The sequence below is a fragment of the Sphaerospermopsis reniformis genome (genome assembly GCF_005402885.1).
Classification (GTDB): Bacteria; Cyanobacteriota; Cyanobacteriia; order Cyanobacteriales; family Nostocaceae; genus Sphaerospermopsis; species Sphaerospermopsis kisseleviana.
This window is the reverse complement of sequence record NZ_BJCE01000056.1, coordinates 1-25,968: the sequence shown is the minus strand read 5'-3', so window position 1 is coordinate 25,968 and position 25,968 is coordinate 1. Positions and strand designations below refer to the sequence as shown.

Genomic DNA, 25,968 nt, shown 5'->3' with positions numbered 1-25,968 from the left:
GAAATCCCAAAAAATGCACACTTTTTCCGGTATACCCTTCAAAACCCTTGCACTAATTTCTGTGTTTATCAGCCTCTAACCTTTGATATATCAAGGTTTTAGGTTTATTCAGCAAACCCTACTTATTAAAAATCTTTTCTTGCAGTTCTTTTTTAACTCCAGATCCAAAGTCAATAATCTCGAATTTTGCCGAATCATCTGCTAGATAATTGGCACGTAAAATGATTTTACTGTTAGCAGGAGAAAACTTAACTGCATTAGAAACAATATTATTTATAATGCGACGAAAGATAGGCTCATCTACTTTCATACAACTACCAGGTTTGGGTAGATCGCTGATAAATTGGATATTTTTATTTACTGCGATCACAGTAAATCTACTGGATGCAGCAGCTGACGTAGGCTTTTATGGGTGACAAGCCAGATCAATTGATCATCATCATCTTTTAAGGAACAGCTTGCCCGTGCTGCACTCATTTGCAATATGGACTCAGCAACGGTTGTATCTGATGAAACCGTTAAAAGATTGGTTGTGATTGCTTGCTCTAATTGGGTCATTTCCGTTAAGGAGACTAAAAACATCAAAAAAAGAGTAATTATTCAATATAGTTATGACTGCGAATATGAAGTAAAATTAAAAACTTGAATTTCTAGTACCATGATCAAGATAGGCTATAAGTAGGTTTAATTAGCGAAAAATTGCCAGCAGTGAGCATATCTGATTGTATACTGCTATAATTTTATATTTTAGTTAGTGATAGTTGTAATACATATTATTTATATCCCTCATTATGATCAAGACCGCCCTCATAACAGGCATTACAGGTCAAGATGGCTACTATCTGAGCCATTTGCTTCTTAATCAAAATTACCGAGTTTTCGGTTTGGTATCTCCCCATAGACAAACTAACTTGTCAAAATTAGGAAGTTTAGCAGATAACGTAAAAATTTACACTGTTGATTTAAGAGATGCTGCGGGTTTATTAACTGCTGTTGAACAACTACAACCCCAGGAAATTTACAATTTAGCTGCTCCTAGTTTCGTTCCCGACTCTTGGAATGATCCTTTGGGAACTCTTGATCTGATTACAGGTACTGCTACTAGATTATTAGATGCAGTTCGCCAAGTTGGTTTATCCACAAGGTTTTATCAAGCTAGTAGTTCGGAAATGTTTGGTGATGTGACTACTGCTCCCCAAGATGAAGAAACTCACTTTCGTCCCAAAAATCCCTATGCAGCAGCAAAATTACACGCTCATTGGACGATGGTACATCACCGACAACGTTATGGTCTATTTGCCTGTAGTGGTATTTTATATAACCATGAATCCCCTTTGCGTCCGCCTCAGTTTGTCACCCGTAAAGTTTCTTTGGCGGTAGCTAAAATTAAATTGGGTTTAGCTCAAACCTTGGAAATGGGTAATTTGGATGCTCAACGAGATTGGGGTTTTGCCGGAGATCACGTGAATGCTATGTGGCGAATGCTACAAGCAAACGAGCCTGAAGAATATGTAATTGGTACAGGTAAACTCCACAGTATCAGGGAATTAATTGCTACTGCTTTTGATTGTGTAGGACTGGATTGGGAAAAATATGTAATTGTGAATACTAATTTATTACGAGCAGATGAACATTTTCAACTGGTAGCTAATCCCAGTAAAGCCAAAAACAAGCTTGGTTGGGAACCAAAAGTGAGTTTTGAGCAACTTTTGGAAAATATGGTAAAAACAGATTTAGAATATTTAAACAGTTAATAATGTTGCTATTGTAAGGAGACTGGGGAATGGTGACTGGTGACTGGGGAGAAAAATTTTCGATTTTAGATTGGAATTGACAGAAACAATCCCTGCGGGTTCAACAGTTGCTCATGGGAGAAACCCCCAAGACCGCACTGCTTCACCAAAATCCAAAATCCTTTCATTGAATTGCCAATTACCAATTACCTGTTCCCACTGATAATTGATAACTAAAATAAGAATAGAGTAGAAAAATTTAAGAAATGAACCTTAATAACTTCCAACAAAATCTTGATAAACTGCGTCCTTGGCTGACTATATTAGCAGTAGCCTGGTTATTAGCATCCTTAGGCTTAGGCTGGTTAGTGAATTCCTTACTAATTATTTTTGGACTGTTATTAATAATACCAATTGTCGCCTTCTTTGGATTTCGCTGGTGGCTAAAAAGAAACTTAGTTACTGACAAATGTCCGGTTTGTGGATGTGAAATAACAAGTTTAAATAATAGCCAAGTGCAATGTCCAAATTGCGGAGAACAGCTATTAGTAAAAAATAGTCAATTTAGCCGCTTTGCACCAGAAGGTACAATTGATGTAACAGCAATTGAAGTTCCTGCCAAATCACTGGAAGAATGAACTAACATGAAATAGAATTCAGGAGTCAGGAGTCAGGAGTCAGGAGTCAGGAGTCAGGAGTCAGGAGTCAGGAGCCAAGAGGAAATTTGAAAATTGTTTTTCATCTCTCGAACTCAACAAAAGTGCAAGGTTTTTGAGGGTGTAGACGCTATATCTTTACACTTATTTTCCTGTTTATCAGCCTCAACCCTTTGATTTATCTGGGTTTTGCATTTTTTCAGCAAGCCCTAAATAATAATGTTGCCATGATTACCATATCAAAGGGTAATTGTTATACCATTTACGGATGCGTTCTGGTGAAACACCTAATAAATAAGCAAGAACGATAATTTGATTAAGTAGGGTAGTCTTAAAAATTCCCTTTTTTAACCATCTCCGGGGTGATGTAATTACAGGAACGTCAATTATTTGAACTTTACTTATACGTTTTAAACAGGTAATCAGTTCAAAATCTTCCATAATAGGTATTTGGGGAAAATTACCAACTTCTGCAAATGCGATTTTAGTTAAAAAAATAGCTTGATCACCATAGGGTAATTGATAAAAATGCGATCGCAACTTTACACCCCACTCTACCAAACGCAAACCCCAATGAGGTGCATCTATTCGCAAAGCAAAAGCACCAGCTATAATTCCAGGTTGTTGTAATGCGGTACGAATCATAGTATCAAAACCTTGAGGTAAAAGAGTATCAGCATGAAGAAACAGGAGAATTTCACCACTAGCGATCGCTGCACCTGTATTCATTTGTATAGCACGACCAGGAGCAGAAGAAATTACAGTTGCACCTAAAAATTGAGCAATAGTAGGTGTACCATCATTTGAACCACCATCAACAACAATGACTTCCACATTTGTACTTGATTGAGTGCTGGTAATTGCTGCTTTAATATTATTGGCTTCATTGAGAGTAGGTATAATAATTGAAATGCGTTGAGTTTTAATATCTTGATGCACCATATCAAATACCAGATGAACCACGTTAAAAATTAAAATTGAAAATTTTTGTAAAACATTAAGTTTAACACTCATACAGCAGATTGCAGATTAATCTGGTACAGAATATAACTATGCGGCTATTCCTTCAAGTTATTGTGTGCATTGCTTTAGTCATTGCTGTGGGAACATGGCTTTCCCAAAGTGCTGATATTTTGGCAGAAAAAACCGGACTGGGGCGGACTTGGGTAGGTACAATTTTGTTAGCGGGTGTGACATCGTTACCAGAATTAGCCACAGGTACAAGTGCCATAGTGATGTTTAATTCTCCAGACTTAGCTGTAGGTGGCATTTTGGGCAGTTGTCTTTTCAATTTGCTGATTTTAGCATTACTCGATATTTACAACGGTCCTGATCCCTTATTGAAACGAGCGCAAATGTTTCTAACGTTTTTGGTTCAAATATCACTAATTTAGCAATTTTGGGCTTTTATGATTTGGTGTATTTACAGGGTAGTTTGTGGGCAAATATCAGTCAGATACATATTTTCACTGCCGTTGTTGGGATGACCATGACTTCCGTGGCCATCACAGGATTAATTTATCATGCTGTTAGTCGTTCACGTATGTATATTACCTGGGATGGATTAGCTCTAATTATCCTTTACTTAGGTGGTATGTACGTGATTTACCAGAACCTATTGTAAAGAAATGTTAAAGACAATGATACTGTAAGGGAATTTGCATAGATAAATCAAGGGATTGAGGATGATGAAAATTAAAATTGTGCATTAAAATTATGCAAGGCTTCGCCGTGAGCGTCAGTGGTAACAAAGCTTGCGGTAACAGAGCTTGTTGAATTATTGATATTAGTTCAAGATAGAGGAAAAATCAAATTGATTGTACCTGCTTTTAGCTGGTGTGAACTACGTTAAAAGTCAAATTGGCATTGTCTAAATTACAGTAAGCTATTTTAGTGCGTTTCTTCAAAATCTAGAATGGCTACTGTTAACGACAACTACCTGAAACTAAAAGCCGGTTATTTATTCCCCGAAATTGCAAGACGGGTAAATGCTTTCGCCCAAGCTAACCCCGATGCGAAAATCATCCGTTTGGGTATTGGTGATGTTACCGAACCCTTGCCAGAAGCTTGCCGGACTGCAATGATTAAGGCAGTGGAAGATATGGGCGATCGCTCTTCTTTCAAAGGTTACGGACCAGAACAAGGTTATGCTTGGTTACGGGAAAAAATCGCTGCTCAAGATTTCCAAGCTAGAGGCGCGAATGTAGAAGCTGATGAAATCTTCATCTCTGACGGTTCTAAATGCGATACAGGCAACATTTTAGAGATTTTTGGCAAAAATAACAAAATTGCTGTTACTGACCCTGTATACCCCGTTTACGTAGATACTAACGTGATGGCGGGTAATACTGGAGAAGCTAACGAAAAAGGCGAATATGCAGGTTTAGTTTATCTCCCAGTCACCGCAGAAAACAACTTTACCGCAGAAATACCCAAGGAAAAAGTAGATTTAATTTATCTGTGCTTTCCCAACAACCCCACCGGTGCGATCGCAACCAAAGAACATTTACAAGAGTGGGTAAACTACGCAAAAGCTAACGGATCAATTATTTTCTTTGACGCTGCTTACGAAGCATTTATCACCGATCCTAGTCTTCCCCATTCTATCTATGAAATTGAAGGCGCTAGAGATTGTGCGATCGAATTTCGTTCTTTCTCCAAAAATGCAGGTTTCACTGGTACACGATGCGCGTTAACCGTCGTTCCCAAAACCTTAAAAGCTAAAGCTGCTGATGGTTCTGATGTAGAATTGTGGAAATTATGGAACCGTCGTCAGTCTACCAAATTTAATGGTGTTTCCTACATTGTACAGCGTGGTGCAGAAGCGGTTTATTCTGAGGAAGGACAAGCACAAACCAAAGCTTTGGTAAGTTTCTACTTAGAAAATGCCAAAATTATCCGTGAACAACTCACCAACGCAGGTTTATCAGTTTATGGTGGAGTCAATGCACCTTATGTTTGGGTGAAAACACCTCATGGTTTAACCAGTTGGGAATTTTTCGATAAGTTGCTACAAACTGTGAATGTTGTGGGAACTCCGGGTTCTGGTTTTGGTGCTGCGGGTGAAGGTTATTTCCGTATTTCCGCGTTTAACAGTCGGGAAAATGTGGAAGAAGCAATGAAGCGGATCACGGAGAAGTTTAAGGTTTAGTAGCTTGTAAATACCTTTAAAATCTCATGGTGGGCATTGCCCACCTGAATATTTGGTAGACTTGAGTTATGAGTATATTAGTTGAGAGGTAGAACTTATATGAAATTGATCATCAAAAATTTAGGACCTATTAAAAATAATACTCAAGCCATTGATTTATCTAAGGATTTTTTTGTATTTGTTGGCAGAAATAATAGTGGTAAAAGTTATGTTGCTCAGTTATTGTGGGCGATTTTTAATCAAGATATAATTAATAAATTTGCATTGGAAAATTTAGAGATTATTGATAATGAAATAGTTGAAAATGTTAATAAGGTTGAAGTTACTCCTGAACTAATAGGAAAAATATTAAGTAGATACAGCAACTTTTTACAAGAAGAGACAAAAAAAGAAATATTCAATACTGGAAAAGAAGCAACAATTTTTAATTTTAATAAAATTGCCATTAATTTTGATTATGAAATATCTGAATTAAAAGATGAGAAAATTGAAGCTACTGTCTATATAAAAAAAGATGAGGAAGAAAATTCATTAGAGTAAATAGAAATCAAAAAAGATCAAGGTGATTTGATATACTCTTTTGAAGAAAAGGACTTACCAGATAGTTTTCAGGAAATCTTTCCTAAGAGATTTTTGGACAGAAATTTACTCAACCAAAAAAAGTCTATTCTCATTGACATAATAATTAAAACTATGCTAAAACACAAGCATGAGACTTTTTTCTTACCTGCAAGCAGAATTTTCTTTCCTAACTTCTATCTTTATATTATTGACTTTGAAAGAAAAAAACGTGAACAAGATATCAAAAAACTTGTAGATTTATTAGAACGCCCTCGATCTCGTACTAAAAAGAAGATTAAATTAGCTGAATTAGAAGAATTAGATGTTTTTCAAAGACCATATACAAAACCTATTAATCAAGTCATTCAAAAACTGTTAGAAATGTATGATGCAAATATTGAGGATCATTATTTACATCTTTCTGAACAGCTACAAGAAATTCTTGGAGGTGAAATAAAAATTATTCGTCGAGAAGGAATTGGAGCAGCAGAATTTTATTTTCAAATAAGTTCTGTTGACGAACTTTTGCCAATGTATTTAGCTTCTTCTTCTGTCAACCAGTTAACACTTTTGGATACATATTTTAAATATTGGGCGGAAGAAAAAAATAATTTCTTAATGATAGATGAACCGGAAGTGAATTTACATCCAGAAAATCAGATTAAATTATTAAATATCTTAATCCAGTTCATCCAAAACGAAACCAGAAATAAAGTATTAATCACAACCCATAGTTCAATTTTAGCTAATGCTATTAATAACTATATATATTTGGATGTTCTGAAAAATCAACATGGTGTAAATGTAGAGAAAATTATCGAAGATAATAAATTATACTATGTTGATTCATCTGTATCTATCGCAAAGGAAAAAGTCGGTGTTTATTTCTTCACAGGTGATAAAATTATAGACTATGAAAGCGGTGATTATGGTATTTATTTTAGAAATTTTCGAGAAGTTGAAAATAACTTAGATAAATCACTTCGCATTCTGACTGATTATATTTATGTTCAGGAAGATGAGGGTGACGATGAGTAAAGGTAATAAACGCGATGTGCGTAATTTGAGAGATGAATTTCACAAAGCTTTATCAAAACAAGAATTTATTATTGAAATTCCTGTAGCTGAAAATGAAATAATTGAAATTGAAGAAAAAAGTTATAATGCAAAATTGAAGAAGGTATGTATTCAAGGATTAAACTATTTTGATGCAAAGTTCAAAGTAGAAAGAATCTGGAAAATAAATTTAGAAAAACCTATACCCGGTATAGCAACTAGCAGTAAAACCACAGAATGCGCTGTTTTAGTTTTACAAAAATATGAAAGTAGCTATAGATTGAATATTTTGTTAATTGAGTTAAAATCTAGCATAGATAATAAAGAACTAGAAAGAATTTCCGAAAAGTTTAGTTGTGCAATGTCTAGAGTGTATATGTTACTTGTTTTGAATAATCACTTAAATCCCAAACAAGGTTATCATGAAGAAGAAATATATATAGATTTTAAAGGAATTTTATTTTATCAAACATTCTCTGAAAGAAAGAAATTAGAAGAAAATAAATATAGTAAATTTTCAGAAATTATCACAAGTGATAATAAATCTGGTACATTAATTTGTCAGACAATTCTGAGAGATCAAGATCAAATTAAAATTAAGTGTTTTTGTCACCCAGATATTGACAGTAAAACAGAAATTAGAATAACTTTAAAAAGTTTGTTATAATAGATACTTAATGGATAGTATTAAATTCCTATTACCTCCTTTATATGAGTGTAGCTATTCCCGTTTTTAAACCCGTTAGTAAAATGCAGCTAACACCCGGTAGTAAAGTTACCATTCCCGATGTTAACTGGGATGAATTTGAGGCGATTTTAAAAGAATTAGGAGAAAAAAGAAATTCCAGAATTGCTTATATTCAAGGTAATTTAGAAATTATGGTGCCTCTTCCTGAACATGAAATTCCCAAAGATTTAATTTCTGATATCGTCAAAATATTACTGAAAGCAAAAGGAATTAAATATCAACCTTTTGGTTCAACAACCTTTAAAAAAATAGGTATAGCAGGGGTAGAACCAGATGCTTGTTTTTATATTCAAAATTATCAACAAATGATAGGTAAACGGCGTTTACAACCAGATGATCCACCACCAGATTTAGCAATAGAAACTGATGTGACATCAAAAACAACTCTGGATGCTTATCAGGCTATTGGAGTTCCTGAATTATGGATTTTTGATAGTGGTAAGTTGTCTATTTATTTATTGCAAGATGGGAAATATATCAAGTCTGAAAAAAGTCCCTATTTTGAGGATATACCTATTACTGAGATTATACCTGATACTGTTGAGCGTAGTTGGCAGGTAGGAAGTTTTCAGGCTTTGGAAGAATTTACAGTGACGTTATATTCTATCTTGGAGTAGAGTGTTAATATTTTTTAAGTTATGGCTGGACATAGTAAATGGGCAAATATCAAGCGTCAAAAAGCGGTAGTAGATGCGAAAAGGGGAAGTATCTTTACCCAACTATCGCGGGCGATAATAGTTGCTGCTAGGAGTGGGATACCAGATCCAGCGGGAAATTTTCAGTTGCGGACAGCGATTGATAAAGCGAAAGCTGCGGGTATTCCTAATGATAACATTGAAAGAGCGATCGCTAAAGGTGCAGGTACTTTTGCAGGTGATAACACCAATTTAGAAGAAATTCGCTATGAAGGATATGGTCCTGGTGGTGTAGCAATTTTAATTGAAGCTTTAACAGATAATCGTAATCGTACCGCTGCTGATATTCGAGTTGCTTTTAGTAAAAATGGCGGAAATTTGGGGGAAACAGGTTGTGTGAGTTGGATGTTTTCCCAAAAAGGTGTGTGTGTTGTTGAAGATGTGGTTGATGAAGAAAATTTGTTAGAAGCATCTTTAGAAGCTGATGCTGAATCTTATGAAATGATTGAAAATAACAAAGCTGAAGTTTTTACTGAAGTAGTAAATTTAGAGAAACTGAGTCAAACATTGAAAGCGAAAAACTTTAATGTTACAGATGTAGAATTACGTTGGATTCCGGGAAATCAAGTTGAAGTCACAGATGCTGATCAAGCTAAATCGCTGCTCAAATTAATTGATATTTTGGAAGGTTTAGATGATGTCCAAAATGTCACCGCTAATTTTGAAATGTCTGAGAATTTAATGGCTTTAAGTATGGCTTAATAGGTGATAGGGTACTGGGGAAAAAAAATTTAGATTTTAGATTTTAGATTTTAGATTGGAGTTAACAAAAACAATCCAAAATCCAAAATCCAAAATCCAAAATAAATAACTCCTGACTCCTTGATATCCTAATAACTGATTACCGATTACTGAATTAACTGTCACCTGTCACCTGTATATCTTGAGAAATACTACTAGCTAAAATCCCCAGAATTTTATTTACATCTTTGAGATAATATTCACTCAAATCAATGCTTAATATTTGTTTTTCTAATTTGAGAAATTGCCAAATACTACCAGTTGTTACCGCACCATAAATGGTTTGAATGTCGCTGTGAGATTGTTGATTAAAAATTTGCGCTGCTACCATTTCCGCTGCACATTGACCTAAACCAGCATTAATATTTTCTTTTTTTGCTTCTACAATTATGATAACTGGGGCAGTAATAATCAGGATTTCTGGAGATTTAGTAATAATAAAATCGCAAGTACCATTTAATCCCTTACTATCATCAACTGTAAAATCTACCCCAGAAAATAAACTCACTTGCTCTTGTAATTGTCGCCTTAAATCTACTAAAATAGGAGAAATAATTAGTTCAGAACGAGCTTTTTCACTATTACTTCCTACAGCAATTGGCAGGTTATAATTCAGAATTTCTGTCAGTAAATTACTAGCTGCTAATTCGGGAACAGCAGCAAAAATATCGCGTTTTTCTAAAGTAGTTAATTCAAACTCTTGTTTGGCTTTAGCTAAACTAAACTCGCTGTAAGACATAGACTCATTTTGCGGGTAATTTTTCTACTCAACTTGCTCTATTCAGAGACTTGCGTAAAAATAATAGATAAAACACCTTCATCTATCTTCACATCTATCTTCACAATGTCACTCACTCAGCTTCCTCAAACTCTCACTACCCCCCACACAACCACAGACAAACCAGGATATGATTATGATTTGGTGATAGTCGGTGGTGGTATAGTTGGTTTAACTTTGGCTGCTGCTTTAAAGAACTCTGGTTTAAGTATACTGCTAATCGAAGCTAGGGTGACATCAGCCGCAGTAGCTAAAGGTCAAGCTTATGCTGTACATATGTTATCAGCCCGCATTTTTCAAGGAATTGGCATTTGGGATAAAATTCTACCTAATATTGCTAAATATAGACAGGTATTTTTATCTGATGCTGACTATCCCGATGTGGTGAAATTTCAAACTGCTGATATAGACACACAAACACCAGAATTAGGTTATGTAGCAGAACATTTTGCCCTGTTAGAACCTTTACAAGAATTGGTAAAAAATTGTGCAAATGTAACTTATTTGTGTCCAGCAGAAGTTGTCACCACACAAAATGAAAAAGATATAGTGAATGTGAATATTAAAGTTGACGGTGAACAGCAACAAATTAAAACTAAATTGTTAGTAGCTGCTGATGGTTCACGTTCCAAAATTCGAGAAGCTGCGGGAATTAAAACTAAAGGTTGGAAATATTGGCAATCTTGTATTGTCGCTTTTGTCAGACCAGAAAAATCTCATAACTATACAGCTTATGAGAAATTTTGGAAAAGTGGACCTTTTGCAATTTTACCTTTACCTGGTAACAGATGTCGCATTGTTTGGACAGCACCCCATGAAGAAGCTAAAGCTTTGTGTGCTTTAAGTGATGAGGAATTTTTAGCGGAACTAACTCAGCGGTATGGTAAGCAGATGGGTAAATTAGAATTATTAGGCGATCGCTTTATTTTTCAGGTACAATTAATGCAGAGCGATCGCTATGTTCTCCCCCGTTTAGCTTTAGTTGGTGATGCTGCACACAACTGTCATCCCGTCGGTGGACAAGGTTTAAATTTAGGTATTCGTGACGCTGCTGCTTTAGCTGAAATTATCCAAACAGCACACCAAAACGGTGCAGATATTGGTAAAATTGAAGTTCTCAAACAATATGAACGGTGGCGAAAAAAAGAGAATTTGGCAATTTTAGGTTTTACCGATTTGTTAGATCGGGTATTTTCTAATAACATCTTACCTGTGGTAGTTATTCGCCGTTTAGGTTTATGGTTGATGCAGCGAGTCCCAATGTTGAAAATCTTTGCACTTAAATTAATGATCGGTTTAAAAGGTAGAACTCCCGAATTAGGGAAAATGTAAAATCATTTGTTATTTGGAAAGAAGGGAACAGGGGAGGAAAATAAATTCTTTCTCCTGACTCCTGTACGGGCGAAGCATTCGGAAAATAGCCTTTTCATAAAATTGATAGTTTGTCGCCCGAATGCTTCGCCCCTACAACTTATGACAAATTAATACATTCTATTTTGGAGAGGTCTATTGTATTAGACTATGCTAGACAACAAGAACGAGTTTTGCTAACACGTAACTGCAATGAATTTCACACACTGCATCAGGCTAACTCATTACATCCTGGTATTTTGGCAATTTACCAAAATGCCGACGGATCGAAAAACATGAGTTATCAAAATATTGTTAAAGCTATTGCTAATATCCAAATAGCAAACTTTACACTTGCCAATCAGTTTGTTATTCTCAATCAATGGAATTACTAAATTTAGATATGAACTTTAAAATCATACCTTACACCCTGGCAGCATCTATTTTTTTGAGTGGTTCTCTAATTAGTCAACCTACATTAGCCAATCAACCACAAACAACAGTAAAATCTATATGGCAAGTCTTTTCTTCCCAAGAAGGAGGATTTAGTATTTTATTTCCTGGTTCACCCACAGTGACAAAACAAAAAATCAAAAATAAAACTGGCGAAATTGAGGTGAATTTATTTACTGTTGAACGCCCCCAGGAAGATGTAAAATACACAGTTGCTTATATTGACTATCCAGAAGAATACATTGAACTATTAAAACGTAATAATCAGGTTGAAGCAGCGATAGATACTGGCAAGAAAACAGCTTTAGAAAATGCCAAAGGAACTTTAATTAGTGAAGAACAAATGAGTTTAGAAGGTCATTTTGGCAAAGAAGTTAACTATACTAAACCAGGGGATAAAATTGTTAAACAAAGAATCTTTTTAGTTGATAGAAGATTATATCAAGTCAGTGCAGAAACCACTACAAAAATGCAAAAATATTTAACTAAGAGTATCAGTGGTTTTTGTGATTCTTTGAAGTTGTTACCAAAATAAGGTTTACTGAAAAGATGTTTTAACCCCTCCCTAACCCCTCACAAGGGTAGGTATTTTACATTGTCGTGAGGGCAAGACTTGGAGGACAAGGCAGACAAGGTGACAAGGGAGGAAATACGTAACAAAAATATACAATTGGTAACAAAAACTGAGGCTAAACAGACCTTGTACTGAGCGAAGCAGAAGTACATTTTTTGTATAAAATCTTCCTTGTCTACAATACCTCCTTGTCTTCGGTGGTCCTGCCTCAACAGATAATATTAAAAACCTACCCCTGTGAGGGATTAAGGGGGGTAAAAATTTGATATTTAAACTTACTTGGAAGGAATTTTCAGTGTACCTGTATCATATATGCCTTTAGCATCAGATGGAATTTCCAAGGGAATCACTGCTGGAGTATCAGTAAATAAGCGTATTTCATAGCGTCCTGGTTTTAATCCAGAGGTAGCAAACTTACCTGATCGATTGGTGAATATAGTAACTGGTTGCCAATTGCGATCGCCCACAGCAATAATCTGTCCTGATCCTAAAGAAATAGGTTCACTATTAGCATTTAATAACTGTCCTCGCAAGAAAACAGTAGCGTCTGTTCCCACTTGCACTAATGTACCACTGTTATAACTTGGCAAAACCTTGATGACGCGATCGCCTACATCTATTCCTATAGGTAAATTAACTGTATCAATTATGAGATTAGAAATATTATAAGGACTTAAATTTGGCACTACACCAAATCCTAAATTATCAATGCGGGTGGTATAACCACCGGAAATAGGATTAATACCAATTTCTTGACCTTTAATACTGTTTTTGGGAATTACTAAAGCAAAACTATTATTCAGAGGACGTGACCACCCCAAATAACCATCAACAAATACCAAAGCAGTACCAAGACTGAATTTAGTTGTATTGGCCATGGTGTTATTTCCTTTTATAGGAAAAATCCCATTATGAGATAAATCCCAAACAAAACGATAACCTGTATAAGATAATGCCCCGTTCAAATTATAACTTTGATCATTTTGGGTTAAACTTAAGGAAGGTTTTGGCGTGCCGATAGTTCGCAACGGGTTATAATTCCAATTTAGACGATTAGTAGGTTCTCCCCTATTATTGATATTAGATGATGCTTGGATTGATTGACGTATTCGAGGTAAAGTCCAAGAAAAACTAATGTCAGCACGTTGTTCTCCAAAACCAGTCCGATCTAGATTTTGACTGAGATTGAGATTCACATTTAACCCGTTGCGGAAACTCCTAGAGAGACCAAGAGAAACCCTATAAGTATTAGGAATATCTCGCCCAAATTGATATCTGGTACTCAAATTTCCTCTCATATTCCAGAATAATGTTTGACTATAATTAGCAGTAATATCATATAAAAAATTATTACGTGGGTTTGCTTCTCCTACTCTCATAAAATTCCGGCCTTTAGATTCTACAGTTAATTGAAACGAACGTTGAGATGGATTATTTTCCCCAACTTGTAAGTATTCATAACGTAACTTACCAGCATAATCAATTCCTAATTCCTGATCGTGACTGAGAGCAATATCCCAGCCAAAATTACCATAATTAGTAGCCCAAACTCCTTCTAAACCGCCAAGTTGTTGATAGAAATCTGCTTGTAAATAACTGCCTAAAGTCAACTGATTAGTTATACCTAAACGGTGGGATAAAGTCAAAATCGGTTGAGTAAAATCATAAGTGCGATCGCCTGAACTATCAGCAGATGGAACACCCAAACTATAGGCAAATTGTTTTACTCCAGGTGCTAATAAATCCCCAGCTACCGGATTAGAAAAATTCAATCTTTGCACCTGACCCACATCATCTTTAATCACTAACTCTACATCATTAGTACCCCCATTCAAAGGTAAATCGCGGATATCTTGTTGTCCTGCTCGTAACAGTAAAGTCCGTTGTAATCTACCATTAACTAATACATCAACTAATGAATCTTTTTCTAAGAAAAATTCAAATTGGCTAATAGGTCGAGTGACTAAATAAGGTTGTAAACTAAAATTTTTAGCGACAGAAATTCCCAGTTGAGGCTGACTATTTTGATAACCTGTAATGGGAAGAGACAGATCCCCTACTACATAACGTAAAGCTTGTGCTGGTGCATCCCTAACTACTCGCAAATCTCCCCTAGTAAAAGCAGGTTCTCTTCCTTCTGTAAAATTGCCCCGTCCCTCAAACACCCAGTTTTGATAATTCAATGTACCATCTACAGCTAGACGTAAAGGTTGCAGTCCTATATTTCTTTGTCCTGAATCAGACCAAATATAATCTTTATCAGCGCGAAAATTAACATAGCCGCTAAAAGTGCTGGGAAGCACCGCTTTTTCAATATCAGGAGGTAATCTACTAGTATTTAACTGAGCTACATTAGTACGACGTTGAGCAGGTGTAACTTGAATTTGTAATTCTAATTTAGAGCGATCAAAAGTTGCTGGTAAGCCATTTTCTAGCAAAACTTCTAAGCTTAAATTACCTTGATTATCAACCGCACTTGTCAGTTTTGCTTGGGTATCTGGACGAATAACTTTTTCTGTTTCTGCTAACAAAGGTGCTGCTTGAATGCGAACTGCGGGAATATTTCCCAAGGTCAATAATACCTGTCCTCTTTGTTGTCCATCAATAAAAAATGGTACAACGACTCTCTGGTTTTCGTTACGGGGTTTTTTAAAAATTTCCTCAAATGTCGGGTCTTGGTTGTCCTTTTCGGAAGGTATATTTGGCGATGGAGAAGGTGAATCCTGTCCTAAACTGGCTGTAGAATTAAATAAACTAGAACTGAAGGAAAAAAAGATAAATAATCTTAATTTAATCGGATTTAATCTTAGCTTCATTCAAGACAGAAATCTCTTTTTAAAGATGATTAACACTTGCCCAAAATTGTTCTAGAAACCTTATTGTTTTGTAGGAGTAATTAATTGTAGGGGTAATTCATGTAGCTTGCTTCCCGAAGGGTATTACCCCTACACCTGATTATTCAACATCTTTAAATGTAAATGTGCCTGTGACTTTGCCTATAGGTAATTGTTGAGGCCAAGGAATAGAAAACCGTCGTTGATTACCTGATAAAATCAGCCCATTATTCACACCTTCTAATTGTTCTGGTTTGAGAGTAAATTGAGTTCCTTTGTCGCTAGTTAAGTTTAAATTTAATTCTGATAATATAGCACGGCGAGTACCCTGATTATCAAAAGTAATTACTAACAAATCCTTTCCGTCTTTTCCTTTTTCGTGAGTAATGCCATTCAGTACAACTTTAGACTGTGCGTTTTTGGGGCGAATATACACCGATCCTATGTAACGAAACGTAATTTTGATTCCGGCTGCTATTGCCTGTGATTGTGATTGTTGGGTATCTTTTAAATTAATTGGTAACTGTTCAGCTATAATACGATAATTTAGTTCTTTTTCAGGGTTAGGATTACCTAACCATGTCACTCGCACAGATTGTACACTTTGGGGTGTTAGGATCATTTGGGATGGATAAACTAAAAAATCATCATCAGCTTTTTCAGTGGTTTCTTCACCTTCTACGCTGATTTTTCGTTTCACCATTGACAGTTCAACAGCGATTTGTTCTGAGGTATCATTAATAATTTTATAAGACTGGGTAGCACCTGCCCCTGCTGGTTCAAATACTTTAGAAATTGGCTCTAATTTAAAGGCTAGTGCTGGTGAAATGCTACTTAATACTACGAAAAAAATAAAGATAAAAAAATGCCGAATTGAGAGTTTCATGATTTAATTGTTATCAAATACAGTTAGATTAAATGTTTTTACCCCTCCCTAACCCTCCCCTTAGTAAGGTGAGGGAACTGGATTTTTATTGTTTCCCCAATTCAGGACTTACGCAAAAGGGAACGAAAGTAGGGGTAATACCCTTCGGGAAGCAAGCTACATGAATTACCCCTACGCAAGAATAAGGTTTTCAGTCACATCTTACGTAAGTCCTAAAATTAAAGGTTTAACTATTAGTGGCAACTGTTAAGGTTAAGGTATCACTGTATGTTCCAGCACTAATATTACCTGGGTTATTAATCTGAATGTATAGATCGAAATTGCCGCCTCCAAGATTATAAGAAAATTGTCCTAACGTTTCAAAGGTAGGAGTACTAGGTGCAGTAGGATTGCTGGGCTGAGTTAGTCCAAGTTTGTATGGAATACTGACGTTGTTACTATTTTTCAAATTACCGTTATGAGTCGAGTTTGCAGTTATGATTACACCATTAGGCGCGTTAGTTGCAGCTGAAAAGCCAGCAATTTTGGTAGACTGTAACCCTGATTGAGCTAACTGTATCGCGTTTTGTAAGTTACTAGCATTACTTGTTGCCGTTAATGTAACGCTAACCGTTGGAGGCACGGTGATACTAAGAGGAATAGTATTAGTATTAACACTCTGAGCAAAGGCTGCTGATTCAAAACCAATAGCAGCAAGGGGACTCAGAATTAAGCTAGAAGCAATGAAAAAAGGACGTAAAGACATTGTAACTCCTTATTTATCAGGACTAAAAACTACAGTAATTTGAGTCTAGAGGTGTTGACTTTAAATTGTCTTCCCACTTCTTTTTGTTAAGACTTATGCAACATTGGACTAAAAATCTGGTTCTTATGTTCAAATCCCCAGTAGGGGTGATTTCCTTACCCAAGATTCGACTAAAAACCTGGTTTTGATGTAGGGGTAATACCCTTCGGGAAGCAAGCTACATGAATTACCCTTACCATCTCCTGAAAGTCTTTAGAAAAGGTAGAAATCAATTAACTGCAATTTTTTAACAATTGCATACATAATATCACCTACCCCCCCCCGCAAGATAGTATAAATACTGTTTTTTGTTTAAACTTTGAGTATTTTATTTTACAAGTTATTACATTCATCAAGATGCTGAAAATACTTGATCGGAAATCGCCGTAATACCCCATCCCTCTACAACCTGAGTTCGACGTAAGAGAATAACCCGCGATTGTAATTGGTAACAATTCAAACCAAAACAGCCTTTGTCAATATTCATGAATTACCCTTAGGCAAAAATCAGGTTTTTAGTCATATCTTGCCTAACTGCTACAACATTTCCAGCCAATAGTGTTAAAGTGGCAAAAAACTGACTTGATTTTTCTTCATTTTTCTTTTCTAGAGCCTAGACTAAAAGCGGGTATCCATGCTGAAAAAACTACAAAACAAGCAAATTTATTTGATTGCTGGTGCTGGACTATGTGCCTTTTTAGTCGGGGGTATGTTATCAGCCCCAGAAGCTGGAAAAACCTTGAGTAAATGGTTCAACTTGAGTCAGAGTCAGCCTGAAAAATTATCTGAGGCTAATAAATCCCAGTCGGTTGTCTTTCGTTTGGCATCACAATCTTTACCGGAACGGGCGGCGAAACTTGCGGAAATTGCGGAGAATGGCAGTTCACCAGATCGGGAAAGGGCGCGTTATCTGTTAGCAAGTGATTATATAGAAACTGATCAAGGTAAAAAAGCTTTGAGTTTGTTAGAAGGTCTAGAAAAAGAGTATCCTGTTTTAGCACCGTATATTTTACTGAAACAAGCCCAAGCACAAGATATTCTAGGTGAAAAAGGCCAAGCTTCCGATCTGCGGCAAAAAGTGTTAAAAGATTATCCTGAAGATGCAGCAGTAGTTAAAGCTATATATTTGATTGGGTTGCCAAAGCTACATGAACAGGCGATCGCTCAATTTCCTTCCCATCCCCTCACCTGGGAAATTATCCGCAAACGCCTACGAGAAAACCCCAATCAACTCAAGTTAAAATTAATCTTAGCTAAATATGCCTCTGATGAGCCAGGAATTACTGGTATTTTAGATCAGTTGGCTAAACAGCCCCAACTCACAGCCGCAGATTGGGATCTCATCGGTTCAGTATATTGGGATAATAACCAATTTGCTAAGGCTGCCAGTGCTTATACAAAAGCTCCGAAAACAGCTAAAAATCTTTATCGCAGGGCGCGAGGATTACAAATAGATAAAAAACGAGATCAAGCAATTGCTATTTATAAGCAACAAATCCAAGAATTTCCCGATGATGAAGAAACGGGAACAGCTTTATTAAGATTAGCAGAAATCACCCCTGGCAAAGCTGCCATATCTTATCTTGACCAAATTATTAATAAGTTTCCCAAACAAGCACCCCAAGCACTGGAACAAAAAGCTAAACTGCTAGAGTCGCTTAAAGATAATCAGGCAGCTACAGAAAACTGGAAATTATTGTTAGGTAGATATAGCAACTCTGAGGAAGCAGCAGAATATCGCTGGAAAAATGCCCTCAATAAAGCCAAAAATAGAGATTACGTAAGTGCATGGCAATGGGCGCAACCAATTGCTACAGAAAATCCCAGGAGTATTTTAGCTCCCAGAGCCAGTTTTTGGGTAGGAAAATGGGCAACTCTACTAGGTAAACAGGAAGATGCACGGAAAGCTTATGAGTATGTATTGAGTCAATTTCCCCAATCTTATTATGCTTGGCGGGCTGCTAGTATTTTAGGTTTAGATGTAGGTGATTTTAGTAACTTGCGGTTGATGAACCCAGAAATTATCCCCCCCCAACGTCCTGTACCTCCAGCGGGTTCGGATGCGTTTAAAGAATTGTATTTGTTAGGACAGGATCGAGATGCTTGGTATGAGTGGGAAACAGCATTTAAAAATAACAGTCAGCCTACCGTAGCGGAAGAATTTACAGAAGGGTTGATGCGGTTAGCAAAGGGTGAAAATTTGATCGGTATTGCTAAGATATCTAAATTAGAAGATCGGGAAAAACCAGAGGAACAAGCGGAATTTGCCGCTTTAAGTAAAGAAATCACCTATTGGCAAGCCCGTTATCCGTTTCCTTATTTCCAAGAAATACAAAAATGGTCTTTATCACGTCAACTTAATCCACTGCTAGTTACAGCATTGATGCGCCAAGAGTCAATGTTTCAACCAAAAATTAAATCAGTGGTTGGTGCGACGGGTTTAATGCAGGTAATGCCGAGTACCGCAGCATGGATAGCCCCACAAATTGGTATGGATATCAAAAACCTCAATTTGGAAAACCCCAATGATAATATCATGTTGGGTACATGGTATTTGGATCATACCCATCAACAATATGGTAATAATTCCATGTTGGCGATCGCCAGCTACAATGCAGGACCGGGAAATGTGGCTAAATGGTTACAAACCATCCCTAAACAAGATCCAGATGAGTTTGTAGAAGAAATACCTTTTGGTGAAACTAGAAATTACGTCCGCTTGGTATTTGGTAACTATTGGAATTATCTGCGTTTATATAATCCGTCAATTTCCGCTTTAGTAGCTAAATACTCAGAACAACAACCTAAATTACCGCAGCAATAATGGTGATGGGTGATAAGACCAAAACGTAAGTACAGGAGAAGTAGGGGCGAAGCATTCGGAAAATAGCCTGGTCATAAAATTGATAATTTGTTGCCCGAATGCTTCGCCCTTACAGGAAAATAGCCTGGTCATAAAATTGATAATTTGTTGCCCGAATGCTTCGCCCTTACAGGAAAATAGCCTGGGATAAAAATTGATAATGGTCGTCCGAATGCTCCTCTCCATCTCCCAAAACTAAGAAAACCTCTGTTGCTAGTCGCGCTGGAAGATAAAATAGTTAAGGAATGTTGCCTAGAAACTGACTCATGACATCATCACCAGACATAGATACTATTAATTCTCCCAATGTTGACAAAGAAGGATACAGTAACTCAGCAGTTGATCCCTTAGATGAGTTACCAGATGAAGTAGAAATGTCGTTTTTCGATCATCTGGAAGAATTGCGATCGCGCATTTTTTATTCTTTAATAGCTGTAGCTGTATGTGTGGTTGGCTGTTTTATAGTCGTTAAACCACTTGTACAAATACTGGAAGTTCCTGCAAACGGTATCAAATTTCTCCAACTAGCACCAGGAGAATATTTCTTTGTTTCCTTAAAAGTTGCTGGTTACAGTGGTTTAGTGCTGGCTACTCCTTTTATACTTTACCAAATTGTGCAATTTGTATTACCCGGTTTGACTCGTCGTGAACGTCGTTTATTAGCACCGATAGTTTTTGGTTCGAGTATTTTATTTTTGGGTGGGTTAGTATTTGCCTATTTTCTACTTATTCCCGCAGCATTAAACTTTTTTGTTAGCTACGGTGCTGATGTGGTAGAACAACTATGGTCAATTGAAAAATATTTTGAATTTGTATTATTGTTGTTATTCAGCACTGGTTTAGCTTTTCAAGTTCCGGTGATTCAATTATTGTTAAGTAATTTAGGTATTGTTTCTTCAAATCAAATGTTAGCCGGTTGGCGGTTTGTGATTATGGTTGCAGTGGTTTTAGGTGCGGTGTTAACACCTTCTACTGATCCTTTAACTCAAAGTTTATTAGCAGGTGCGGTTTTAGGGTTGTATTTTGGTGGTATTGGGTTGGTTAAATTAACGGGTAAGTAATAGGAAATGGGGAATGGGTAATAATTTATTGATCGCAGATCAAACTCATCCCTCAACTAGGTTTATCAGATTCAAATGGATTCCACAATCTTAGTTGAGTTACCCAACGAAAATCATCTGTATTTCTTGTTATTAAAATTAACCCATACACTAAAGCAGTGCTGGCAATAATAGCATCACCTAAAGTCATTTTTTTCTGTTGTCGCAAAATGACTGCTTGGTTTAAAACATCTTGAGAGATGGGTAAAACTTCAGCAATTTGAAAAAACTCCTCAAAATACTGAATTTGCTCTTTGGTAAGCTGATGATAGCCTAAAACTTCCAAATAGGGGTTGCTGAGAAAGTCTTTCCGTGAGGGCATAGGAGTCAGGAGTCAGGAGTCAGGAGTCAGGAGAAGATTTGAAAATTTCTTTGCCATCTCTTGAAATCCCAAAAAATGCACACTTTTTCCGGTATACCCTTCAAAACCCTTGCACTTTTTTCCTGTTTATCAGCCTCTAACCTTTGATATATCAAGGTTTTAGGTTTATTCAGCAAACCCCAAATAACTAAGTGCTGATACCGCAGGTGCATATTCAGCAATTAATTCTCTCAATTTATTGTGTTCTGCTTGAGCAGAGTAGATGATAATATTACTATCTAGCAGCACGTTTTATCTTCCTGGAAGTGAACGATCTTGACGGGTTTCTTGCTGCCATAGAATTGGGTCAATATCAGTCATAGTTTGACTCATAGCTAGTTTTTCTAATATTTCAGCCATTCTCTGTCCCCGTGCTTTTTTATCTATAACTTGTTCATTTTCTAGCAATGTAACATGAACTGGGGTTAGTTTTTCTCCCAATGCAGGTACATCATCAATCCACTCTAAACGACTTCCTTTTAACCAAGCTCTGAATGTTTTTAGCATAATTTCATCTTTACTCTATATGTATTATTACTTCTGTAAGTCATTACTAGCAATATTCTACATCAATGTTAAAATAAAAAATATCACTTGAACATATAAAAAACTATGTCTGGCAATACTTCAATTATCAGCGTTTCTCCTGAAGTTATGAGTGGTACTCCAGTTTTTACCGGAACAAGAGTTCCTATCCAAACACTTTTAGATTATTTAAAAGCAGGAGATTCAATAGATGATTTTTTAGATGGTTTTCCTACGGTTAGTAGAGAGCAAGTAATTACATTTTTGGAGGAAGTAGAAAAAGCAATAATTAGTAAGGTAGCATAAGATGAAATTGATTTTAGATGAATGTATTGATCGCAGATTAACCCAAGAATTTATAGGTTATGAAATCAAAACTGTTCCCCAGATGGGATGGGCAGGAACTAAAAATGGTAAATTACTGGCTTTAATAGAAAAAGAATTTGATGTTTTTATTACGGTTGATAGAAATTTATCTTTTCAGCAAAATTTATCTCAGTTCAATATTGCTGTAGTTGTTTTGCAAGCAAAGTCTAATAGATTAATGGATCTTAAACCTTTAGTTCCAAAGATTTTAGATATTTTATCTACAGTGATAAAAGGTCAATCTGTGGTTATTAGTCTTGAATGATAAGGTGTAGAGAAGTTTACTCAAGGTATCGCACTCTCTACTCTACATCCATAAAATGCGTTAGCGAAGCTTACCGAAGGTATCGCACTTCACCCTATATCTATAAAATGCGATCACTCTTTGCTCTACATCAGATAATGCGATTAATGCGATCGCTCTTAACTATGCTTGTTAAACACTCTCATTCCAATACTCTAAACCAGTAACAATTACATCTTCCAACCACTTCTTAAAACGTTCTGTCAGGTTACTCTCATCATCAGCATAAGAAAACTGAAATAGAGAATCTGTTAAGGCTTGAATATCACTAATATTTTTTTCACCCTCTTCTGTATTATCTCTGTGATATGCACAAGCAGAACAAGCAAGTAAGCCCAGATATTCATGTCCAACAACATGAAAAGAAAGTAAAATTGTTGTTGTTGATTCTACATTTATGACCAATTGTATCCAACTGTGATAGGGACGAAGATTAGCAAAGTATCCTAATTGTTTAGCTGTTTCTACCACTTGGAAGCGATGATAATATGATTTAGGATCACGTGCAGGTGCAGTGCGTGTAAAAATCTGAGCATCACTCACTAGATTTTGAAGTGATAACTTAATTTCAGTAGCGATATCTTGTAAGCGAACAGATGCAATTTCAAACAGATTTGCAGCAAATCCCTCAACTTTTTGACAGCGATCCGAAATAGTAACAGATTGGCTTTGCTTAATTTTCTCAGTGATAGATGAAATCACAGCTTGAACGCGGCGTGTTTCTGACAAAACTTGTTCAGATAAACGAAGACTACGAAGAAATGCCTGTTTTTGACTATTAGAAAATAAGTTAATCAAAGGTAATAAATTTCTTTGATCTGCTTGTTCTGAAGCTTCAATATAAACTGCTCTATCGTCACGAGTGAGAACTAAAGGAAACAATCCAGCTTGTATGAAAACTAAACTAGCAAGACATCGAGCTACTCTACCATTACCATCTTGAAATGGATGAATTTGTGTAAACCGATGATGTAACCATGCTGCTTCAACTTCTGGAGGAATGTTTTGTTTTCTATGTTCATGATGCCATTGAATCAAATTATCCATTTCTGATGCAACTTGTTCAGGAGGACAATATTCATGTATTATTCCATTAGGTCTTTCAGGGTTATTAGGTTGTCGTTTCCAATCACCCCGGATGAGAGAAACACGAATAATTTGCCCTGAAGATGTTTTAGCTTCTGTACTATCTTGATTTTGAGTTAGCAGTTGATGTAATTCTTTGATATAAAAATTAGATAAGGTTCTCTGTCCACCGACAAAATCAAATAGTCCTTCAATAGCTGCTTCTTGATCTTGGATAAGAGATACAATTTGCTTAATTGGGGGATTTGTAGGATTATGAGGAATAAGAGCTTCATTAATTCCTTTTTCAATTAGTATCCGAGTAATTCCTTGATCAAGGGTATATAATCTTTCAATAATTCCAGTTTCAATGGCAATTTCTCGACACAACCTTTCCCTAAAGATTTTAAATTCTCCAGAGGAACGTAGACGTTCTGCTTGTTCATTCCAAAATGTTACTAAAGATGATAACTCAGCACTTGCTAAGTTTTGCCAATTTGCTGGTAGGTTTTCTATTGGTTGCCACTGCATGAATCATCTCCAAAAACTGGATTAATAGTTTAATATGATATTGCTCTTAACTCTACATCATAAATGCGTTAGCGTTCGCGTAGCGTCTCGTAGAGATAGCGCACCGAAGGTATTGCTCTCACTCTACATCGGAAATGCAATATTACCCAATAATTAAAACTGTGAATTTAACCATCCTAAAAAATCTCCCGTCTTGACAAAATATCTTTCTATACTTGCTTCCTGCAATATTTCTTTAATCTCTGGTTTACCAAAGTCTGTATGATTTCCACTCAAAAAAACTTTTTTCTCATTTGTAGATGTTTGAGAATGATCAAGAATACAGTGTAAAATTAAATTGTCTGTAGGATCATTAATAAGTATATTTTCCATACTTTTACTGAGAATATCTGGTTTTAATTGTATTAAGTCTACAGTTTTAGTAGCCCATTCTAAAACATCAAAAAGACGAGTATTAATCTCATTTATTCTCTCATTATTCTTAATAATTGCTTGTCGTAGATATAATTTGATGTCTCCAGAGTATGTTGAGTTTCTATCTCCTTTTAGTTTACTAACTTCATCATCTAAGTTCTTTTTAAAACGATTGCTTCTGTTTCTTTCACTTTCTAGTACAGAAAGAGATTCCATACAACAAATTGCAGGAGTTACTATTTTAATTTTTGTTGTTACTTCAGGATATTGGGAATTTACTAAATTCTCAGTTTCTTGATCTTGTTTTTTTGCAAAGTCAATAAAAAAATTAGTTTCTATGTAAAGCGTAATCATTAAATTTACTCGCCTTTATTGTGCAGCATCAGCAATTTTATCTACAAAACCTATCTGGGTTAATTCTTGTGATTTTGGGGGATTATCTGTTTTCCAATTCTCAGCTAAATCTCTTAACCATCCTTCTACTAATGTTTCTAAATAATATTCAAAAATCCTCTTTTTATGACTAAATTCTGGATCATATTCAGACAAAACTTCATGAGTTGGGAAGGTGTAGACATCTTCTAACTTTTCCCCATCCCATTGAAAAAATTTAATTTCTTCACGGGTAGCTGTCATTGCATAAGGAATTATCACTCTATTATGTTCTTGTTCAAATTTGAGGATATTTTCGATTTTGGCAGTAATATCTTCTACAATATCTCTAGCTCTAACTTTTGATACTAAAATTTTATTTCCGTTTTTGTCCCAAGCTGTAATATCTGATAGTTCTATGGTTGTGTCGTTCAGTTTTGTAGCGTCCATTTTTTTATCCTTGTGACATTAAAGGTTGTAGGTTATACTTGAGGCGCTGCTCATCAGCAAAATCATCAAAAGAACGAAAACGACCTGCTTCAAAGTCTTCTAATCCTTGCTGAATACCCTGAATAGCTGCTTCTGAGTCTTGTAATTCCCAGTCTAGGATATTCTCCAACAATTCAGCCGCGACAAAACTAATATCTTGTCCTTGCTGTGCTGCTTTCTCTCGCAGTCTAGCTTCTAATTCTGGACTAAGGGAAACAACTATCGCCATAACCGTATATTTTGGGCAAGGTTTCTAGATATTATTGTATATCAAATTATTAATTAGAAATGTACTTTGGTTGAAAATTAGTTTAATATTGATATTTAGAAGTATACAGAATTATTATGGATGCTTTAATTGAAGAACTAAATACAAAGTTAAATTACTGGCAACCAGCCGTAGCAGATCAAGTTCGCCGTTGTATTCTAGAAATTATCGAAATGGCAGATCAAGATGTTTTAGACATTCTCAGAACTCGTACAGTAGAACAAGAAGTGTTGGATTTGTTAGATGAACCCTAAGCTTGGTGAAGTTTGGCTTGCAGACTTGGGTATAGCTGCAAAAACACGCCCAATTG

The 25,968-nt window shown here is 35.9% G+C and carries 31 protein-coding genes; 17 read left to right on the top strand and 14 right to left on the bottom strand.

Features of this window, described 5'->3' with window-relative positions; genetic code table 11:
* Positions 1–118 precede the first annotated feature (118 nt).
* The gene (locus FFR48_RS10450; protein ID WP_137667331.1) at positions 119–370 is read right to left on the bottom strand and encodes a sensor histidine kinase; all 252 of its coding nucleotides are present in this window, start codon (positions 368–370) and stop codon (positions 119–121) included.
* Entirely contained in the window at positions 367–558 is a 192-nt protein-coding gene (locus FFR48_RS10445; protein ID WP_137667330.1) for a CBS domain-containing protein, read from the bottom strand. Before FFR48_RS10445 ends, FFR48_RS10450 begins: the two co-directional genes overlap by 4 nt.
* A 233-nt stretch (positions 559–791) precedes the next feature.
* Here FFR48_RS10445 and FFR48_RS10440 point away from each other — a divergent pair, with 233 nt between their 5' ends.
* Together FFR48_RS10440 and FFR48_RS10435 are read left to right on the top strand one after the other, a co-directional pair.
* Entirely contained in the window at positions 792–1,754 is a 963-nt protein-coding gene (locus tag FFR48_RS10440; protein WP_137667329.1) for a GDP-mannose 4,6-dehydratase, read from the top strand.
* Between the two features lie 245 nt (positions 1,755–1,999).
* Positions 2,000–2,371, top strand: coding sequence for a hypothetical protein (locus tag FFR48_RS10435; protein WP_137667328.1), 372 nt, complete (start codon positions 2,000–2,002; stop codon positions 2,369–2,371).
* Positions 2,372–2,620: 249 nt separating this feature from the next.
* On the opposite strand, the gene FFR48_RS10430 is transcribed toward FFR48_RS10435, so the two are convergent.
* Positions 2,621–3,331, bottom strand: a complete 711-nt coding sequence (locus tag FFR48_RS10430) for a TIGR04283 family arsenosugar biosynthesis glycosyltransferase (RefSeq protein WP_137667332.1) — start codon at positions 3,329–3,331, stop codon at positions 2,621–2,623.
* Positions 3,332–3,441: 110 nt separating this feature from the next.
* Between FFR48_RS10430 and FFR48_RS30800 the strand changes: the two genes are divergently transcribed.
* The 7 genes from FFR48_RS30800 (at position 3,442) to FFR48_RS10400 (ending at position 9,302) form a co-directional block, all read left to right on the top strand.
* Positions 3,442–3,783 carry a calcium:cation antiporter family protein gene (locus FFR48_RS30800; protein ID WP_503827307.1) on the top strand — a complete coding sequence of 114 codons (342 nt, stop codon included), beginning with the start codon at positions 3,442–3,444 and terminating at the stop codon, positions 3,781–3,783.
* A 521-nt stretch (positions 3,784–4,304) separates the two neighbouring features.
* Positions 4,305–5,540, top strand: coding sequence for an LL-diaminopimelate aminotransferase (locus FFR48_RS10420; protein ID WP_137667327.1), 1,236 nt, complete (start codon positions 4,305–4,307; stop codon positions 5,538–5,540).
* A gap of 99 nt (positions 5,541–5,639) precedes the next feature.
* Positions 5,640–6,080, top strand: coding sequence for an AAA family ATPase (locus tag FFR48_RS30555; protein WP_201277601.1), 441 nt, complete (start codon positions 5,640–5,642; stop codon positions 6,078–6,080).
* 27 nt (positions 6,081–6,107) lie between these two features.
* Positions 6,108–7,139 (top strand): AAA family ATPase, encoded by a 1,032-nt coding sequence (locus FFR48_RS10415; RefSeq protein WP_201277600.1) that lies wholly within the window; start codon positions 6,108–6,110, stop codon positions 7,137–7,139.
* Positions 7,132–7,824 (top strand): hypothetical protein, encoded by a 693-nt coding sequence (locus tag FFR48_RS10410; RefSeq protein WP_236104045.1) that lies wholly within the window; start codon positions 7,132–7,134, stop codon positions 7,822–7,824. Before FFR48_RS10415 ends, FFR48_RS10410 begins: the two co-directional genes overlap by 8 nt.
* A 44-nt stretch (positions 7,825–7,868) precedes the next feature.
* Positions 7,869–8,522, top strand: coding sequence for a Uma2 family endonuclease (locus FFR48_RS10405; protein WP_137667325.1), 654 nt, complete (start codon positions 7,869–7,871; stop codon positions 8,520–8,522).
* A gap of 21 nt (positions 8,523–8,543) precedes the next feature.
* On the top strand, positions 8,544–9,302 hold the full coding sequence (locus FFR48_RS10400; RefSeq protein ID WP_137667324.1) for a YebC/PmpR family DNA-binding transcriptional regulator: 759 nt from the start codon (positions 8,544–8,546) through the stop codon (positions 9,300–9,302).
* A gap of 154 nt (positions 9,303–9,456) precedes the next feature.
* On the opposite strand, the gene FFR48_RS10395 is transcribed toward FFR48_RS10400, so the two are convergent.
* Positions 9,457–10,080, bottom strand: a complete 624-nt coding sequence (locus FFR48_RS10395; RefSeq protein ID WP_137667323.1) for a hypothetical protein — start codon at positions 10,078–10,080, stop codon at positions 9,457–9,459.
* Between the two features lie 105 nt (positions 10,081–10,185).
* On the opposite strand from FFR48_RS10395, the gene FFR48_RS10390 reads away from it, so the two are divergent.
* From FFR48_RS10390 to FFR48_RS10380, 3 genes are all read left to right on the top strand, one after another.
* Positions 10,186–11,451 carry an FAD-dependent hydroxylase gene (locus tag FFR48_RS10390; RefSeq protein WP_137667322.1) on the top strand — a complete coding sequence of 422 codons (1,266 nt, stop codon included), beginning with the start codon at positions 10,186–10,188 and terminating at the stop codon, positions 11,449–11,451.
* Between the two features lie 164 nt (positions 11,452–11,615).
* A complete protein-coding gene (locus FFR48_RS10385) occupies positions 11,616–11,864 on the top strand; it encodes a DUF5615 family PIN-like protein (protein WP_236104044.1) in 249 nt (82 codons plus the stop codon).
* A gap of 8 nt (positions 11,865–11,872) precedes the next feature.
* Positions 11,873–12,457: a hypothetical protein gene (locus tag FFR48_RS10380; RefSeq protein ID WP_137667321.1), complete on the top strand. Its 585-nt coding sequence runs from the start codon at positions 11,873–11,875 to the stop codon at positions 12,455–12,457.
* A gap of 314 nt (positions 12,458–12,771) precedes the next feature.
* Here the strand turns inward: FFR48_RS10380 and FFR48_RS10375 are convergent, their stop codons facing one another.
* The 3 genes from FFR48_RS10375 to FFR48_RS10365 form a co-directional block, all read right to left on the bottom strand.
* Positions 12,772–15,312, bottom strand: coding sequence for a fimbria/pilus outer membrane usher protein (locus tag FFR48_RS10375; RefSeq protein ID WP_137667320.1), 2,541 nt, complete (start codon positions 15,310–15,312; stop codon positions 12,772–12,774).
* A gap of 139 nt (positions 15,313–15,451) precedes the next feature.
* Positions 15,452–16,216, bottom strand: a complete 765-nt coding sequence (locus tag FFR48_RS10370; protein WP_137667319.1) for a fimbria/pilus periplasmic chaperone — start codon at positions 16,214–16,216, stop codon at positions 15,452–15,454.
* A gap of 226 nt (positions 16,217–16,442) precedes the next feature.
* A complete protein-coding gene (locus FFR48_RS10365; protein ID WP_137667318.1) occupies positions 16,443–16,961 on the bottom strand; it encodes a hypothetical protein in 519 nt (172 codons plus the stop codon).
* A 673-nt stretch (positions 16,962–17,634) separates the two neighbouring features.
* Between FFR48_RS10365 and FFR48_RS10360 the strand changes: the two genes are divergently transcribed.
* Positions 17,635–19,824, top strand: a complete 2,190-nt coding sequence (locus FFR48_RS10360; RefSeq protein WP_137667317.1) for a lytic transglycosylase domain-containing protein — start codon at positions 17,635–17,637, stop codon at positions 19,822–19,824.
* Positions 19,825–20,129: 305 nt separating this feature from the next.
* A complete protein-coding gene (tatC, locus tag FFR48_RS10355) occupies positions 20,130–20,924 on the top strand; it encodes a twin-arginine translocase subunit TatC (RefSeq protein ID WP_137667316.1) in 795 nt (264 codons plus the stop codon).
* 52 nt (positions 20,925–20,976) lie between these two features.
* On the opposite strand, the gene FFR48_RS10350 is transcribed toward tatC, so the two are convergent.
* The 3 genes from FFR48_RS10350 to FFR48_RS10340 form a co-directional block, all read right to left on the bottom strand.
* On the bottom strand, positions 20,977–21,285 hold the full coding sequence (locus tag FFR48_RS10350) for a type II toxin-antitoxin system VapC family toxin (protein WP_137667315.1): 309 nt from the start codon (positions 21,283–21,285) through the stop codon (positions 20,977–20,979).
* 165 nt (positions 21,286–21,450) lie between these two features.
* Positions 21,451–21,573: a hypothetical protein gene (locus FFR48_RS30060; protein WP_268932424.1), complete on the bottom strand. Its 123-nt coding sequence runs from the start codon at positions 21,571–21,573 to the stop codon at positions 21,451–21,453.
* Positions 21,574–21,576: 3 nt separating this feature from the next.
* The gene (locus tag FFR48_RS10340; protein WP_137667314.1) at positions 21,577–21,831 is read right to left on the bottom strand and encodes a hypothetical protein; all 255 of its coding nucleotides are present in this window, start codon (positions 21,829–21,831) and stop codon (positions 21,577–21,579) included.
* 105 nt (positions 21,832–21,936) lie between these two features.
* Here FFR48_RS10340 and FFR48_RS10335 point away from each other — a divergent pair, with 105 nt between their 5' ends.
* Together FFR48_RS10335 and FFR48_RS10330 are read left to right on the top strand one after the other, a co-directional pair.
* Complete coding sequence (locus FFR48_RS10335) at positions 21,937–22,155, top strand: DUF433 domain-containing protein (protein WP_137667313.1); 219 nt, start codon at positions 21,937–21,939, stop codon at positions 22,153–22,155.
* Between the two features lies 1 nt (position 22,156).
* A complete protein-coding gene (locus tag FFR48_RS10330) occupies positions 22,157–22,480 on the top strand; it encodes a DUF5615 family PIN-like protein (RefSeq protein ID WP_137667312.1) in 324 nt (107 codons plus the stop codon).
* Between the two features lie 171 nt (positions 22,481–22,651).
* Here the strand turns inward: FFR48_RS10330 and FFR48_RS10325 are convergent, their stop codons facing one another.
* The 4 genes from FFR48_RS10325 to FFR48_RS10310 all read right to left on the bottom strand — a co-directional run bounded on the left by FFR48_RS10325 (position 22,652) and on the right by FFR48_RS10310 (position 25,619).
* On the bottom strand, positions 22,652–24,115 hold the full coding sequence (locus FFR48_RS10325; protein WP_137667311.1) for a Fic family protein: 1,464 nt from the start codon (positions 24,113–24,115) through the stop codon (positions 22,652–22,654).
* A gap of 153 nt (positions 24,116–24,268) precedes the next feature.
* The gene (locus FFR48_RS10320; protein ID WP_137667310.1) at positions 24,269–24,883 is read right to left on the bottom strand and encodes a PIN domain-containing protein; all 615 of its coding nucleotides are present in this window, start codon (positions 24,881–24,883) and stop codon (positions 24,269–24,271) included.
* Positions 24,884–24,898: 15 nt separating this feature from the next.
* Positions 24,899–25,351: a hypothetical protein gene (locus FFR48_RS10315; protein ID WP_096566513.1), complete on the bottom strand. Its 453-nt coding sequence runs from the start codon at positions 25,349–25,351 to the stop codon at positions 24,899–24,901.
* Positions 25,352–25,355: 4 nt separating this feature from the next.
* Positions 25,356–25,619, bottom strand: a complete 264-nt coding sequence (locus tag FFR48_RS10310) for a YlcI/YnfO family protein (protein ID WP_137667309.1) — start codon at positions 25,617–25,619, stop codon at positions 25,356–25,358.
* A 116-nt stretch (positions 25,620–25,735) separates the two neighbouring features.
* Here FFR48_RS10310 and FFR48_RS28955 point away from each other — a divergent pair, with 116 nt between their 5' ends.
* Entirely contained in the window at positions 25,736–25,912 is a 177-nt protein-coding gene (locus FFR48_RS28955; RefSeq protein WP_190346269.1) for a hypothetical protein, read from the top strand.
* Positions 25,913–25,968 lie beyond the last annotated feature (56 nt).